We start from the raw sequence: 14247 nt of genomic DNA, 5'->3' as shown, positions 1-14247 counted from the left end.
GAAAGGCTCTGATTCAAGGCCCGGCGCGCCGCAGCCGATGCAGGGCGACGGCGCTCGACAGCACGCCCAGGGCGATGGCCAGGGACAGCCAGAGCATGGCCATGTCGCCGGCCTGGCTGCGCACCAGCGCGTAGACCCAGGGTGCCACTGCGGCAAGGAGGAACGCCGGCGCCAGCAGGCGTCCCAGGGCCTGGGCGTAACCCTCGGTGGCGAAGAGCTCCAGCGGCAGGCTGGCGCGCAGCAGGGTCGCCAGGCCGTTCAGGGCACCGTAAGCCAGCACGAACAGCCCTGCCAGCGGCGCCGAGCCGAGCCCGACAAGGCCCAGGGCGAAGCACGCCGGCAGCGCCACGCCCACCCAGAGATTGAGGTGCAGGGCCGGAAGCGAGCGGCGTTGCAGGCAGTCCGCCAACCTGGCGCCCACCTGGCCGACGCCCCAGAGCGCCGCAAGGGCTGTGGGCAGGCCGTGGCTGGCCAACAGCGAGGTCATATGGGCGGACAGCCCCGAGGCGAGGAAGGCGGTGAGCGCCATGGCCAGCCCATAGAGCCGCGCGGGAACCCGGGGCAAAGGCATGGCCGCAATTGCCGTGGGCTGCTTCGCCTGGGCTGGCGGCTGGCCGGGAAGACCCAGCAGCAAGGCCCAGCCCAGCAGGGCGGAAACGGCGAAGCAAGTGAGGCCGGCGCGCCAGCCGAAGGTGTCGGCCAGCCAGCCGCCGAGGGGCCAGAACAGGCTGGTGGAGAGCCCGCCGAACAGGGTGACCTGGACCATGGCCTTGCGGCCGTCCGGCCCGAGGAGCGCCGCCAGGGTGGCGAAGGCCGCATCGTAGAGCGACAGACGCATGCCCACGCCCAGCACCAGCCAGGCCGCGAGGTACTGGCACGCTGTGCCGCTGCCGGCCAGCAACAGGCAGCCGGCGGCGTTCAGCAGGCTGCCTGCGCACATCACCCGGCGTCCGCCCCAGCGTTCGATCCAGCCCCCGCTCAGGGGCGAGACCAGCCCCATCACCAGCAGGGCCAGGGACAGCCCGGCGTGGACCAGGCCGGCCTGCCAGCGGGTGTCCTGGATGATGGCGGCGGCGAAGGCGCCGGGAATGTAGAAGGAAACGCCCCAGTTGATCAGTTGGGCGAGTCCCAGCCGCAACACCAGCCGGCGCTTCATCTCATGGGCCGGGCAGGCTGCCGGCGCCATCGCCCAGGCTGCGCTGCAGGATCACGCAATCGAGCCAGCGGCCATGCTTGAAACCCACCTTCTCCAGGACGCCGACGCGGCGAAAACCCAGGCGCTCGTGCAGGCCCACCGAGGCGAGGTTCTCGCTGTTGCCGACCATGGCGATCATTTGCCGCCAGCCGCCCGTTTCGCAGCGCTGGATCAGGCGTTCCAGCAGCAGACGGCCGATGCCGCGCCCCTCCAGGCCGTCGCGCACGTATACCGAATCTTCCACGGTATAGCGGTAGGCCGGGCGGGGGCGGTAGGGCGTGGCATAGCCGTAGCCCGCCAGGTCGCCGTCCAGCTCGGCCACCAGGTAGGGCAGCCCGAGTGCCTGCACCTTGGCCATGCGCTGACCCAGTTCGGCCAGGTCGGGCACTTCGGTTTCGAAACTGGCCAGGCCCTGAAGGACGTGGGGCCGGTAGACGGACTGAATGGCGGGTAGGTCGGCCGGGGTGGCGTCACGCAGGAGGATCGGGCTCATGGCAGGGCTCGTTGGGATGGGATGGCGGAATGATGGAGCGGGACTTAGTCTTAGAGAAGCTTTGGCTGGTTATACGACTCATAAGCAGAGCTTTTAGATGAAACGCCTCAACCTGGATCAATTGCACACCTTCATCGAAGTGATCACCGCCGGCAGTTTTTCCGCGGCGGCGGAGCGCCTGGGTCTCACCCAGCCCGCCGTCAGCCTGCAGATTCGCCAGTTGGAGAATCGCCTGAACCTGCGCTTGATCGAGCGGGTGGGCAAGCGCCTGAAGGCCACCGCCGCCGGTGCCCGGCTGCTGGAACATGCCCGGCGCATCGACGACCTGGTGGAAGAGGCGCTGCAGGACATGTCCAGTCATGCCCAGGGCGTCGCCGGGCAGGTGGCGATCGGCACCGGCGCCACGGCCTGCATCCATCTGCTGCCGCCGCTGCTCCAGGCCATGCGCCGGCGTTATCCGGCGCTGGATATCCGGGTCAGCACCGGCAATACCGACGATATAGTCGCAGCCGTGGTGGAAAACCGTCTGGACATCGGCCTGGTGACACTGCCGGCCAGTGGCCGCAGCCTGCATGTGACGCCACTGTTGCGGGACGAGTTCGTGGCCATTGCCGTTGCGGGGGAATTGCCCGAGCGTATTTCTGTGCAGGATCTGAGCGAGCAGCCCCTGGTGCTCTTCGAGCCGGGCAGCAGCACCCGGCTGCTGATCGATGACTGGTTTCTCCAGGCCGGCCTGCGGCCGCGTGCGGTCATGGAGCTGGGCAGCATCGAGGCCATCAAGGAAATGGTCGCCGCCGGCCTCGGCTGGAGCATCGTGCCGCGCATGGCGGTGGACGCGCCGCACCACAGGCGTGGGCTGGAGGTACGTCCGCTGGCGCCTGGCCTGTCCCGCACCCTGGGTCTGGTGCTGCGCCAGGACAAACCCCTCGGCGCGAGCTTGCGCAAGGTACTGGCGGCGCTCGAAGGGTTGGCGCCGTAAGTGATTTCGACGGGCCGCTTGCCGGGCTTCGCGCAGCTCGGCCACGGCCTGCAAGGTGGATGCTCCGTCAGCGGCTGAAAGCTTGCCGACAGCCAGGGTGTTTATCCTGCGAGCGCCCGGCGACACAATCTCCGGGCGTTTTCTCTACGTCTCGTGCGGTACCGGCGGCGGTCGCGGGCCAAAAGCCTGTGGCAGTCCGCCCGGATCAATCGTCCCGCGTCAGGACTTCCAGCAGCTCGATCTCGAACAGCAGGTTGGAGTTGGGCTTGATGTGTTCGCCGACCTGGCGCTCGCCATAGGCCAGGTGCGCCGGCACGAAGAGCCTGCGTTTGCCGCCGACCTTCATGCCCATGAGGCCGATATCCCAGCCCCGGATCACGCGCCTGGTGCCGATCACGCACTGGAACGGCTTGCCACGGGCATAGGACGAGTCGAACTCCGTGCCGTCTTCCAGGGTGCCCCGGTAGTGGGTGGTGATCAGGGCGCCCTTGACCACCTCCTTGCCATCGCCCAGTTGGATATCGGTGATCTGCAGTTCTTGGCTCACGGCTCATGCTCCTGGGTTCGTCGGCCAAGTATGGCCATTGGGGGCAGCCTTTTCGCAGGAATCGGACGCACTGGCAACAGGGGACCGGCCAACTGGCCCAGGCGAGTCGGGCAACTTGCACGGTGCTGCGCAGGGCAATCGTGCAAGTCTCCCGCTGTCAGCGCTGAAGATCCGTTCCATGTGCCTGATTCCAAAGGATTCGCCTGAGGCGTCGATTCGGGCACGCGTGCTGCTAGGAACCAGAACTCAGGAAGCAAGGCAGGAGTGTCCCGCATGAAGCTGCCATTCACCGCGTTCTACGACGCCTTCCCGCAGCACAAGGTGATCATCAAGCCGCGCCCCGACGGTTCGTTGCTGCTTACGCTGGTCGCAAAGGACCGCAAGTCCGTATGCAAGGCCATCGACAGTGAAGCGTTGTACAGCGATGAGCGCGTGCGCCAGGTGATCCGCGAACTGCAGCGGGACATGAAGCTGGAGGCGGGGGAGGCGCTCTGGCACGGCACGGGTGTCGACTGGGTATCCCGTGACCTGCCCACCTACCTGGGCGGGCCCGTACGGATGACGGCGGCCAAGACCCTGGTGGCCCGGCGCAAGCGGGAGCTGGAGCAGCAGAGCCTTCGAGCCCCGGCGGCCTGAAGGCCGGTCAGCCGGCCCAGACGCCATGGGCGCGCAGGACGCTGTCGGCGTCCATATCCAGCCATTCGGTGCGGGTTTCCAGCAAGTGCGCCAGCAGCCTGGCGATCGCCTGGCGTTGGGCGGGCGAGCAGTGCCTGAAGAAGCGATTCTCCGCACCGCCGTAGTCGAGGTGGAAGACCAGTTGCCAGCCGTACCAGTCCAGTTCCGGCACCGGCTCGGCCAGGGCGAATCGCGCCAGGGCGGGAATGTAGTAGGCGATGCCTTCGGCGGAGCAGAAACACATCGGGTCCCAACCGGCATTGCCGACATCGGCGTGCAGCAGCGTGGCGCGGTCACGGCTGCGCAGCAGTTCGTCGTGTTCGGCGCATTCGCAGCAGTGCCGGTAGTCGGTGAAGTGCTCGGGGCGTGGGCAGTCGCCGAAGGCGGCATCTATGGCGGCGAGGATCTGGGCGTCAGTGGGCATGGGGCTGGCTTCGTCGATTCTGGGCATGACGCTAGCCGGATGTCGCGGGACAGACAATGGCGCCGGGGACGGGCGGCGCTGCGCGGGTGATGGGTATCGTGCGGGGCTTCAGGGAAGGGGCGGGCGAACCCACCCCTTCCTTGTACCTCAGCCACGTTTGGCTTTTTCGGCGAGTTCCTCCTGGGCGACGGCGTCTTTCGCCTCGCGTTGCTGTTTCTCGATCTGGGCGAGTCGCTTTTCGTAGCGGGTGACGGTGCGATCGCCGCCGCCCGAGGCCATGGCCGAACCGGCGGCAAGGGCTACGGCAAGAAGGGTCGCTGTGGTGATCAGGGTTTTCATGGAAGGTCTCCTGTAGAGATCAAGGGTTGGGGTATTCAGAGCTGGCTCTGAATTCGGTAATGCCATCCTTGACGAGGTCAGGGCTCCTGGTTCCCGGCTGTGCCGGTCGTCCATGGCAATCCCTGCGGACTCAAAAAGAGCCCCGCGGCGAGGAGCTCAGCTCCGCGGGGCAAGGTGGCCGGCCGGGCAGGCCGGACCGGGAGGAGAAGGTCAGGCCTGGGGTTGCCAGCCGCCGCCCAGGGCCTTGTAGATGGCGACGATGCCGCGATAGACATCCACTTCGGCCTGGGCCTGGGCGTCTTCGGCGGCCAGGCGTTCGCGTTCGGCGTCCAGCAGCACGAGGAAGTCCACGGTGCCTTCGCGGTAGCGGGTGGCAGCCTGCTCGGCGGCGGCGCGGGTGGCTTCCGACTGGCGCACCAGGGACACCAGGCGCTGCTGGCGCTTGCCGTAGTCGCTGAAGGCGTTCTCCGATTCCTCCAGGGCGAGCAGCACCTGCTGTTCATAGCTGGCCAGCGCGCCTTCGGCGTCGGCTTCGGAGGCGCGGATCTGGGCGCGCACGCTGCCGAGGTCGAAGGCCGCCCAGGAAATGGTCGGCGCCACGGCCCAGGCCCGCGCGGCGGAGGAGCCGATCTGCGAGCCGCGCCCGGCGGTGAAGCCGAGGAAGCCGGACAGGCTCACGCGGGGGAACAGGTCGGCAGTGGCCACCCCCACGTTGGCGGTGGCGGCAGCCAGTTGGCGCTCGGCGGAGCGCACGTCCGGACGACGCCGCAGCAGTTCGGCGGGATCGCCAATGGGCAGCGCCTTGGCGATCACCGGCAGCGGCTTGGGCGCGAGGTCCACGGAGAGCTGTTCCGGGCGCTGGCCGAGCAGGGTGGCAATGCGGTTGCGAGCGCGGGCTTCCTCGGCCTGCAGCTGCGGCAGGCTGGCCTCGGTGGCGGCCAGGCGGCCGTCGGCGCGCAGCACGTCCAGTTCACTGCCGACGCCGGCGTCACGCAGTTGCTCGGTCAGGCCACGGGATTCCTGCTGGTTCTCCAGGTTCTCGCGAGCGATGCGTTCGCGCAGCTGGGCGCCGCGCAGGTTGCCGTAGGCGTCCACCAGTTCGGCGATCAGGCTGACCTGCAACTGCTGCAGGTCGGCCTTGGCCGCGTCGGTCTCGGCTTCGCTGGCTTCGATCTGCCGCTGGATGCGGCCGAACAGGTCCAGCTCCCAGGCCATGTCCAGGCCCAGGTCGTAGCGTTCGGTGTTGACCCGCGATTCCGTGATGCCGGGCTGCTGGCCCTTGCCGATCTCGGCGCTGGCGCCAGCGGTGACCACTGGCAACTGGTCGTTGCCAACGTCGTCCTGGATGGCGCGGGCGGCCTTGAGGCGGGCGAAGGCCACGCGCAGGTCACGGTTTTCCTGGAGGGACTGCTGCACCAGCTGGTTCAGGGTCGGGTCGTCGAACTGCTGCCACCAGAGGCTCTCGAAACGGGCGCGGTCGACCTTGACACTATCCGCCGAGGCGAGCCGCGCGGGCTCGCTCTCGGGGGCCTTGTAGTCCGGGCCCACGGCGCAGGCACTCAGGGCCAGGGCCAGCAGGGCGGGGGCAAAAGCCTTGTGCATCATGCGTGTACTTCCTTCAGTTGCGGGGCGCGAGCGGCCTTGCGGGCTTCGCGCTTCTCGACGAAGCCGCGGATCAGGACATAGAACACCGGGGTCAGCAGCAGGCCGAAGAAGGTCACGCCGATCATCCCGCTGAACACCGCTACACCCATGGCATGGCGCATTTCCGCGCCGGCGCCGGAGGACAGCACCAGGGGCACCACGCCCATGATGAAGGCGATGGAGGTCATCAGGATCGGGCGCAGACGCAGGCGGCAGGCTTCCAGGACGGCGGAGACGCGGTCCAGGCCTTCTTCCTGTTTCTCCTTGGCGAACTCGACGATGAGGATGGCGTTCTTGCACGCCAGGCCCACCAGTACGATCAGGCCGATCTGGGTGAAGATGTTGTTGTCGCTGCCGGCCAGGATCACCCCGGCAATGGCGGACACCAGCACGGTCGGCACGATCAGGATCACCGCCAGCGGCAGGCTCCAGCTCTCGTACTGGGCGGCCAGCACCAGGAAGGCCAGCAGCACGCAGAGCGGGAAGATGAACACCGCGGTATTGCCGGCGAGGATCTGCTGGTAGGTCAGGTCCGTCCACTCATAGGTCATGCCGTTGGGCAGTTCTTCCTTCAGCAGTTTCTCGATCGCCGCCTCGGCCTGGCCGGAGCTGTAGCCCGGGGCGGCCGCGCCGTTGATTTCGGCGGTGATGAAGCCGTTGTAGTGCATCACCCGGTCAGGGCCCGAGGTGCTGTCAATCTTGACGAAGGTGGACAGCGGGATCATCTCGCCACGGTTGTTGCGCACCTTCAGCTGGCCGATCTGCTCCGGTTCCATGCGGAACTGCTGGTCGGCCTGGACGTTGACCTGGTAGGTACGGCCGAAGCGGTTGAAGTCGTTGGCGTACAGCGAACCCAGGTACACCTGCATGGTGTCGAAGATGTCGCTGATGGCCACGCCGTGGGTCTTGGCCTTTTCGCGGTCGATGGCGGCATCGACCTGGGGCACGTTGACCTGGTAGCTGGTGAACAGCGACATCGGGTTCAGCTCGGGCAATTGGCGCGCCTTGGCGATGACGTTCTGGGTCTGCTTGTACAGCTCCTCGTAGCCCAGGTTGCCGCGATCCTCGACCTGCAGGCGGAAGCCGCCGATGGTGCCCAGGCCCCGCACCGGTGGCGGCGGGAAGATGGCGATATAGGCATCCTGGATGTCCGCGAACTGCTTGTTCAGCTCGGCGGCGATGGCGCCGGCGGACATGGACGGGTCCTTGCGCTCATCGAACGGCTTGAGCGGGGTGAACACGATGCCGCTGTTGGGGCTGTTGGTGAAGCCGTTGATCGACAGACCCGGGAAGGCCACCGAGTTTTCCACGCCCGGGTGCTTGCCGGCGATTTCCGACATGCGCTTGATCACCGCCTCAGTGCGGTCCAGGGTCGCGGCGTCCGGCAGTTGGGCGAAGGCCACCAGGTACTGCTTGTCCTGAGGCGGCACGAAGCCGGTCGGGGTGCTGGAGAAACCCAGGTAGCCCAGTACCAGCAGGCCGCCGTAGACGAACATGGCGATGCCGCTGCCGCGCAGCACGCGACGTACGGTGCCGACATAGCCGAAACCGGCGCGATCGAAGACGCGGTTGAACGGATTGAACAGCCAGCGGCCCAGCAGTGTGTCGAGGACGCGCGAGAAGCGGTCCTTGGGCGCGTGGTGATCCTTCAGCAGCACGGCGGCCAGGGCCGGCGACAGGGTCAGGGAGTTGAAGGCCGAGATCACCGTGGAGATGGCGATGGTCAGGGCGAACTGCTGGAAGAACTGACCGGTGAGGCCGGAGATGAAGGCAGTCGGCACGAACACGGCGCACAGCACCAGGGCGGTGGCGATGATCGGGCCGGTCACTTCCTTCATGGCCTGGCGGGTGGCCTCGATGGGCGACTTGCCGAGACCGATGTTCCGTTCGACGTTTTCGACCACCACGATGGCGTCGTCCACCACGATGCCGATGGCCAGCACCAGGCCGAACAGCGACAAGGCGTTGAGGGAGAAGCCGAACAGGTGCATCACCGCGAAGGTGCCGATCAGCGATACCGGTACGGCGGCCAGCGGGATGATCGACGCGCGCCAGGTCTGCAGGAACAGGATCACCACCAGCACCACCAGCACTATGGCTTCGAGCAGGGTGTGCACCACCGCCTCGATGGAGCCGCGCACGAAGATGGTCGGGTCATAGACGATTTCGTAGTCCATGCCCTGGGGGAAGCTCTTCTTCAGCTCGGCCATGCGAGCCCGGACTTGATCGGAGATGTCGATGGCGTTGGAGCCTGGACGCTGGAAGACCGGGATTGCGACCGCCGGCTTGTTGTTCAGCAGCGAACGCAGGGCGTACTGGTTGGAACCCAGCTCGACACGGGCGATGTCCTTCAGACGAGTGATTTCGCCGTCGTCGCCAGCACGGATGATGATGTTCTCGAACTCTTCCTCAGTGACCAGGCGGCCCTGGGTGTTGATCGAGAGCTGGAAGCTGTTGCCACCGTCCACCGGCGGGGCGCCGAGGGCACCGGCGGCGACCTGGCGGTTCTGTTCGCGGATGGCGTTGATCACGTCCGTGGCGGTGAGGTTGCGCGACGCCACCTTGTTCGGGTCGAGCCAGACGCGCAGGGAGTAGTTGCCCATGCCGAACAGTTGCACGTCGCCCACGCCGTCCAGGCGTGCCAGCTCGTCCTTGATGTTGAGTGCCGCGTAGTTCGACAGATAGAGCATGTCGTAGCGGTCATCCGGCGAAGTCAGGTGCACCACCATGGTCAGGTCCGGCGAGGACTTGTCGACGGTCACGCCCAGGCGCTGCACCTCGGTGGGCAGGGTGGGCAGGGTGCGGGTGACGCGGTTCTGCACCTGCACCTGGGCGTTGTCCAGGTCAGTACCCAGGGCGAAGGTGACGGTCAGGCTCAGCTTGCCGTCGTTGGTGGCCTGGGACGACATGTAGAGCATGCCTTCCACGCCGACGATGGCCTGTTCCAGCGGCGAGGCGACGGTTTCACCGATCACCTTGGGGTTGGCGCCGGGGAAGTTGGCGCGCACCACCACCGTCGGCGGGACCACTTCCGGGTATTCGCTGATGGGCAGCTGGAACAGCGAGATGGCACCGCCGATCAGGATCAGCAGCGACAGCACGGCGGCAAAGATCGGCCGCTGGATGAAGAACTGGGAGAAATTCATGGCGTGCTACCTCAGCCGCGCGGGCCGACGGAAGTTTTGGCGTTGCGCTCGGCCACACGCGGGGACTCGCGCTCTTCCACGGACTGGCGCAGGCGCGCCAACTGGTCGAGGGTGGATTCGTCGGCCATCGGCACCGCTTGCGGCTCTACCGGTGAACCGGGCATCGCGCGCTGCAGGCCGTTGACCACGATTTTCTCGCCCTTGGCCAGGCCATGGCGGACGATGCGCAGGCCTTCCAGCTTCGGCCCCAGCTCGATGGCGCGGTAATTCACCTTGTTGTCGTCACCCAGGACCAGGACGAACTTCTTGCCCAGGTCGGTGCCGATGGCCTCGTCCTTGACCAGCGCGGCCGGGTAGGTCTCGCTGCCCACCAGCTTGATGCGGGCGTAGAGGCCGGGGGTGAACTGGCCATCGCTGTTGTCGAACACGGCGCGGCCACGGATGGTGCCGGTGCGCGGGTTGACCTGGTTGTCGAGGAAGTCCAACTGGCCCAGGTGCGGGTTGCCGGTCTCGCTGGACAGGCCCATGTACACGGGGCTGGCGGCGCGGGTGTCGGAGCCGGACTTGCGGGCCAGTTCGACGTACTTGAGGAAGGCGCGCTCGTCGGCGTCGAAGTAGGCGTACACCTTGTCGGTGGATACCACCGAGGTCAGCAGCGACTGGCCGGCATTGACCAGGTTGCCTTCGGTGATCTCGGCCCGGCTGACGCGACCGTTGATGGGCGAGGTGACGCGGGTGAAGCTGAGGTTCAGTTTGGCGTTGTCCAGCTCGGCCTGGGTGGCGGCGACGGCGGCCTGGGCTTCGACAGCGGCAGTGGTGCGGGCGTCGGCCAGTTCGGCGGAAATGGCGTTGGTCTGGCGCAGGCGCTCGCCGCGACGGGCCTCATTGGCAGCACGGTTCTGGTTGGCGCGGGCCTGCTGCAGCTGGGCTTCCAGGCGCTTGACCTCGGCCTCGAAGGGGCGCGGGTCGATCTGGAACAGCAGGTCGCCTTTCTTCACCAGGCTGCCTTCATCGAAGGCTACGCGGTCGATATAGCCGGAGACGCGCGGACGGATCTCGACGGATTCGGGGGCTTCCAGGCGGCCGGTGAATTCGTCCCACTCGTTGAGGGGCTGCTCGATCACCTCGGCGACGCTGACCTTTGGGGTCGCATGGTTGAGCCCGGCTTCCGGTGCCCTGCCGCAGGCCACCAGCACCACCGCCGCCGCGAGGGTCAGGGGGTAACGCCAGAGATTCTTGTGAAGTGCTTCCATGGGACAGCTCCGCCATTTGGTTTTTTGATTGGGCGGAGTCTGCTTTCAGCGGTTGTGACAGACGAATCGAACGGCCTGAAGATGACTATCACTGGAAGTGATTGATTTGATCGGAGTTGCGGAACTGCTGATGTTTCGGATCATGGGACGTGGTGTTGTAGGGGCGAATTCATTCGCCAAGCAGGCCGAAGGTCTGCCCCATGGGCCATGTGGGGATGCTGCGCATCCCTTGGCGAATGAATTCGCCCCTACAGGAATCGGTGCAGATCAGCCTTATTCCAGGCTATCCGGGTCCCCGCAATACATTTGAATGCGCGAGCGCAGCCAGCGCTCGGCGGGGTCGTTGTCCTGGGCGCCGCGCCAGGCCATGGAGAGTTCGAAAGGCTGGGTAGGGAGAGGCGGGTCTTCGGCACGCAGGCCGCCAGCGGCGGTCAGGGCGGCAGCGGTGTAGTCCGGCACCATGGACACCAGGTCGGTGCCTGCCAGCAGGGTGGCGAGGCCATTGAACTGGGGCACCGCCAGCACCACCCGGCGCTTGCGGCCGACCTTGGCCAGCTCGTCGTCGACGAAACCGTTCAGGTCGCCGGCGAAGGACACCAGGGCGTGGGGTCGCTCGCAGTAGTCGTCCAGGCTCAGCGCGCCGGGCACCGTGTCGGCGCGCAGCAGCTTGGGCTTCGAGCGGCGCAGGGTCTTGCGCTTGGCGTTGGCCGGCAGTTCGTCGGTGTAGCTGACGCCCACGGATATCTCGCCTGAGGCCAGCAGGTTGGGCATCAGCAGATAATTGGTGCGCCGCACCACCAGCACCACGCCCGGCGCCTCGGCGCGCAGGCGACGGAGCAGGGCGGGGAGCAGGGCGAATTCCACGTCGTCCGACAGGCCGACGCGGAACACCGCGGTGCTGGTGGCCGGGTCGAAATCGGCGGCGCGGCTGACGGCGGTAGAGATGGAATCCAGGGCCGGGGAGAGCAGGGCGAAGATTTCCATGGCCCGTGCCGAGGGCTCCATGCTGCGGCCGGTGCGGACGAACAGCGGATCGTCGAACAGGGTCCGCAGGCGGGCGAGCGCCGCACTGATGGCTGGCTGGCCGAGGAACAGCTTTTCTGCCGCGCGCGTCACGCTCCGCTCGTGCATGAGCGTCTCGAACACGATCAGAAGGTTGAGGTCAACTCTTCGCAGGTCGTTCCTGTTCATGGAATCATCCGTAATTAATGTGTGAAAGGTGCAACCCCCGTGTCCGGTCGTCAAGGCTCACATCATCGCCGTTTATGACAACTATCAATGGTCGCGGGTGGTTTAATGGATAAAGCCCGGATAGAGTCCGTGGCTATGAAGAGTCACAGGCGAGGTATGTGATGTCCCGCATGATCCGTTTTCACCAGTTCGGGGGACCCGAGGTCCTCAAACTGGACGAGTTGCCAACCCCCGTTCCTGGCCCGGGCGAAGTCCTGGTGCGCACGCAGGCTTTGGGGGTGGGCTGGAGGGACGTGCTCTGGCGGCAGAACCTGGCAGCCGAGCAGCCGGCCCAGTTACCTTCCGGTCTCGGCTCCGAGTTGGCCGGCATTGTGGAAGCCGTGGGCGAGGGCGTTGACGACCTGGCCCCCGGCACGCCCGTGGCCAGCTTCCCGGCCAGTACGCCGAGCCACCATCCGGCCTGGGGCGACCTGGTGCTGATGCCGCGCAACGGCCTGGTCGCCTATCCCGACGTCCTGACGCCGGAGCAAGCCTGCATCCATTACACGCCGCTGCTGATGGCCTATTTCGCCCTGGTCGACCTGGGCGGCTTGAAGCCCGGCCAGCATGTGCTGGTCACCGAGGCCGGGCATTGCCTGGCGCCGCAGACGGTGCAGCTGGCCAAGGCGCTGGGTGCCAAGGTCATCGCGTCGACCAGCAACCCGGAAAGCCGAGCCTTTATTAAAGAGCTGGGCGCCGACAAGGTCATCGTCACCGAAGAGCAGGACCTGGTCCTGGAAGTCGAGCGATTCACCCAGGGCAAGGGTGTCGAAGTGGTTCTGGACCAGTGCGCCGGCCAGCAGATGAAGCTGCTGGGCGACGTCGCCGCGCAGCGCGGCAAGCTGGTGGTTTACGGCTGCAACGGTGGCAACGACACCGCGTTCCCGGCCTGCGCCGCGTTCAAGAAGCATCTGCAGTTCTATCGCCATTGTGTACTCGACTTCACCGGTTCTCCGGAGCTGGGCATCGAGGCCAATGAGGCTTCGGTCCAGCGGGCGCTGGACCATATCAATCAGATGACCCGTGATCATCTGCTGAAGCCTCCGGTTGATCGCGTCTTCGCGTTCGAGGACTTCGTCGAGGCCAACCGTCATATGGAAACCTGCCCGGCGGGTGGCCGGGTGGTGATGAAGGTCGCCGACTGAGGAAGGCGGGGCGGGCATTTTGCCCGCCCCGAATCTGTGTTGTTTTCGAATGTTGGGCAGTGTGCCGCGCGAGGCGCCCGGGTCGATAGCCGATTCCTGCTGGATTATTGCCTGATCCTCCTGAACCGCCTCCGGGCGCGAGACTAGCCTGCAATCCGTGGGTAGAGTTGGCCTATCTCCATCGAGGGTCATAACCATGAATGCACGCGCATTCGTCGCTCCGCAGGAGTCCGATACGGGCTCGCGCCAGCAGCGGGAGCTGGTGCAACTCATTGAACGATTCACTCGCCATGATGGCCTGCAGGAGACTGCCGTCCCGGGTCTCATCCTGTACCGCACCAGCAAGCCCAGCGAGCCGATTCACTGCCTCTACGAGCCCGCGCTTGGCCTGACCGTGCAAGGTCGCAAGAAGGTCCTGCTGGGTGAGGAAACCTTCGTCTATGGGCCCTCCCAGTATTTGGTGGTATCCGTGGACCTGCCGGTGATCGGCCAGGTCATCGAAGCCAGTCCCGAGGTGCCCTATCTCAGCCTGCGCCTGACCCTTGATCCCAAGGAAATCAGCACGCTGCTGATGGAACTACCGGTTCCCCCGCCGACGACCCAATCCTGCGCGCGTTGCCTGGCTATCAGCGGCCTGGGCGTTTCGCTGCAGGACGCGGTGCTGCGTCTGGTGCGGCTGTTGGACACCCCGGAAGATATTCCCGCCCTGGCGCCGCTGGTGCGCCGCGAGATCCTCTATCGTCTCCTGCGCGGTGAGCAGTGCGCTCAATTGCGCCAGATCGCCAGCAGCGGTACTCAGGGCCACCGCATCAGCCGCGCGGTGAACTGGCTGCGGCAGAACTTCCACCAGCCGCTGCAGGTCGAGCGCCTGGCCAACGAGGTGAACATGAGCACCTCGGCCCTGCACCACCATTTCAAGGCGATGACCGCCATGAGTCCGTTGCAATTCCAGAAGCAGCTGCGTCTGCAGGAAGCGCGCCGGCTGATGCTGGTGGAGTCCCTGGATGCCGCCAGCGCCGGCGGCCGGGTGGGCTACGAGAGCCCGTCGCAGTTCAGTCGTGAATACAGCCGGCTGTTCGGTGCTCCGCCGCTGCGGGACATCGCGCGCCTGCGCCAGTCGGCGTGAAGCTGCCCCGCGAGGGGCTCCCTGAACCATCATTGTCATTCCCCTGAATGT

At 66.3% G+C, this 14247-nt stretch carries 13 protein-coding genes; 4 read left to right on the top strand and 9 right to left on the bottom strand.

What is annotated here, in order from left to right; all coding sequences use genetic code 11:
* Positions 1-13 precede the first annotated feature (13 nt).
* Together ACFW0H_RS01935 and ACFW0H_RS01930 are read right to left on the bottom strand one after the other, a co-directional pair.
* The gene (locus tag ACFW0H_RS01935; RefSeq protein WP_422912200.1) at positions 14-1186 is read right to left on the bottom strand and encodes an MFS transporter; all 1173 of its coding nucleotides are present in this window, start codon (positions 1184-1186) and stop codon (positions 14-16) included.
* The gene (locus ACFW0H_RS01930; RefSeq protein WP_422912199.1) at positions 1158-1688 is read right to left on the bottom strand and encodes a GNAT family N-acetyltransferase; all 531 of its coding nucleotides are present in this window, start codon (positions 1686-1688) and stop codon (positions 1158-1160) included. Before ACFW0H_RS01930 ends, ACFW0H_RS01935 begins: the two co-directional genes overlap by 29 nt.
* Before the next feature lie 97 nt (positions 1689-1785).
* Here ACFW0H_RS01930 and ACFW0H_RS01925 point away from each other — a divergent pair, with 97 nt between their 5' ends.
* Complete coding sequence (locus ACFW0H_RS01925; protein ID WP_422912198.1) at positions 1786-2667, top strand: LysR family transcriptional regulator; 882 nt, start codon at positions 1786-1788, stop codon at positions 2665-2667.
* A 205-nt stretch (positions 2668-2872) separates the two neighbouring features.
* Here ACFW0H_RS01925 and ACFW0H_RS01920 read toward each other — a convergent pair whose 3' ends face one another.
* Positions 2873-3214: an FKBP-type peptidyl-prolyl cis-trans isomerase gene (locus ACFW0H_RS01920; RefSeq protein WP_422912197.1), complete on the bottom strand. Its 342-nt coding sequence runs from the start codon at positions 3212-3214 to the stop codon at positions 2873-2875.
* Between the two features lie 273 nt (positions 3215-3487).
* Here ACFW0H_RS01920 and ACFW0H_RS01915 point away from each other — a divergent pair, with 273 nt between their 5' ends.
* Positions 3488-3850: a DUF3509 domain-containing protein gene (locus tag ACFW0H_RS01915; RefSeq protein ID WP_422912196.1), complete on the top strand. Its 363-nt coding sequence runs from the start codon at positions 3488-3490 to the stop codon at positions 3848-3850.
* A 7-nt stretch (positions 3851-3857) separates the two neighbouring features.
* Here ACFW0H_RS01915 and ACFW0H_RS01910 read toward each other — a convergent pair whose 3' ends face one another.
* The 6 genes from ACFW0H_RS01910 to ACFW0H_RS01885 all read right to left on the bottom strand — a co-directional run bounded on the left by ACFW0H_RS01910 (position 3858) and on the right by ACFW0H_RS01885 (position 11886).
* Entirely contained in the window at positions 3858-4340 is a 483-nt protein-coding gene (locus ACFW0H_RS01910; protein WP_422912195.1) for a hypothetical protein, read from the bottom strand.
* 120 nt (positions 4341-4460) lie between these two features.
* Positions 4461-4652: a hypothetical protein gene (locus ACFW0H_RS01905; RefSeq protein ID WP_422912194.1), complete on the bottom strand. Its 192-nt coding sequence runs from the start codon at positions 4650-4652 to the stop codon at positions 4461-4463.
* Between the two features lie 210 nt (positions 4653-4862).
* Positions 4863-6257 (bottom strand): efflux transporter outer membrane subunit, encoded by a 1395-nt coding sequence (locus ACFW0H_RS01900; RefSeq protein WP_422912193.1) that lies wholly within the window; start codon positions 6255-6257, stop codon positions 4863-4865.
* Entirely contained in the window at positions 6254-9442 is a 3189-nt protein-coding gene (locus tag ACFW0H_RS01895) for an efflux RND transporter permease subunit (protein WP_422912192.1), read from the bottom strand. The genes ACFW0H_RS01900 and ACFW0H_RS01895 overlap by 4 nt, the downstream gene beginning before the upstream one ends.
* Before the next feature lie 11 nt (positions 9443-9453).
* The gene (gene mexE, locus ACFW0H_RS01890) at positions 9454-10695 is read right to left on the bottom strand and encodes a multidrug efflux RND transporter periplasmic adaptor subunit MexE (protein ID WP_422912191.1); all 1242 of its coding nucleotides are present in this window, start codon (positions 10693-10695) and stop codon (positions 9454-9456) included.
* Between the two features lie 273 nt (positions 10696-10968).
* Positions 10969-11886, bottom strand: coding sequence for a LysR substrate-binding domain-containing protein (locus ACFW0H_RS01885; RefSeq protein ID WP_422912190.1), 918 nt, complete (start codon positions 11884-11886; stop codon positions 10969-10971).
* A 161-nt stretch (positions 11887-12047) separates the two neighbouring features.
* On the opposite strand from ACFW0H_RS01885, the gene ACFW0H_RS01880 reads away from it, so the two are divergent.
* Together ACFW0H_RS01880 and ACFW0H_RS01875 are read left to right on the top strand one after the other, a co-directional pair.
* On the top strand, positions 12048-13070 hold the full coding sequence (locus tag ACFW0H_RS01880) for a zinc-dependent alcohol dehydrogenase family protein (RefSeq protein WP_422912189.1): 1023 nt from the start codon (positions 12048-12050) through the stop codon (positions 13068-13070).
* Positions 13071-13266: 196 nt separating this feature from the next.
* A complete protein-coding gene (locus tag ACFW0H_RS01875) occupies positions 13267-14196 on the top strand; it encodes an AraC family transcriptional regulator (protein ID WP_422912188.1) in 930 nt (309 codons plus the stop codon).
* Positions 14197-14247: the final 51 nt, after the last annotated feature.

Source organism: Metapseudomonas cellulosilytica (assembly GCF_049334135.1).
Classification (GTDB): domain Bacteria; phylum Pseudomonadota; class Gammaproteobacteria; order Pseudomonadales; family Pseudomonadaceae; genus Metapseudomonas.
Note: the sequence above shows the minus strand (reverse complement) of the source record. Positions and strands in the feature narration are given on the sequence as shown.

Excerpts from the sequence above, each read along its gene's own strand:
- ACFW0H_RS01875 (WP_422912188.1), top strand. The coding sequence starts at position 13,267 with ATGAATGCACGCGCATTCGTCGCTCCGCAGGAGTCCGATACGGGCTCG.
- ACFW0H_RS01930 (WP_422912199.1), bottom strand. The coding sequence starts at position 1,688 with ATGAGCCCGATCCTCCTGCGTGACGCCACCCCGGCCGACCTACCCGCC.
- ACFW0H_RS01935 (WP_422912200.1), bottom strand. The coding sequence starts at position 1,186 with ATGGCGCCGGCAGCCTGCCCGGCCCATGAGATGAAGCGCCGGCTGGTG.
- ACFW0H_RS01900 (WP_422912193.1), bottom strand. The coding sequence starts at position 6,257 with ATGATGCACAAGGCTTTTGCCCCCGCCCTGCTGGCCCTGGCCCTGAGT.
- ACFW0H_RS01910 (WP_422912195.1), bottom strand. The coding sequence starts at position 4,340 with ATGCCCAGAATCGACGAAGCCAGCCCCATGCCCACTGACGCCCAGATC.
- ACFW0H_RS01905 (WP_422912194.1), bottom strand. The coding sequence starts at position 4,652 with ATGAAAACCCTGATCACCACAGCGACCCTTCTTGCCGTAGCCCTTGCC.
- mexE (WP_422912191.1), bottom strand. The coding sequence starts at position 10,695 with ATGGAAGCACTTCACAAGAATCTCTGGCGTTACCCCCTGACCCTCGCG.
- ACFW0H_RS01885 (WP_422912190.1), bottom strand. The coding sequence starts at position 11,886 with ATGAACAGGAACGACCTGCGAAGAGTTGACCTCAACCTTCTGATCGTG.
- ACFW0H_RS01915 (WP_422912196.1), top strand. The coding sequence starts at position 3,488 with ATGAAGCTGCCATTCACCGCGTTCTACGACGCCTTCCCGCAGCACAAG.
- ACFW0H_RS01925 (WP_422912198.1), top strand. The coding sequence starts at position 1,786 with ATGAAACGCCTCAACCTGGATCAATTGCACACCTTCATCGAAGTGATC.
- ACFW0H_RS01880 (WP_422912189.1), top strand. The coding sequence starts at position 12,048 with ATGTCCCGCATGATCCGTTTTCACCAGTTCGGGGGACCCGAGGTCCTC.
- ACFW0H_RS01895 (WP_422912192.1), bottom strand. The coding sequence starts at position 9,442 with ATGAATTTCTCCCAGTTCTTCATCCAGCGGCCGATCTTTGCCGCCGTG.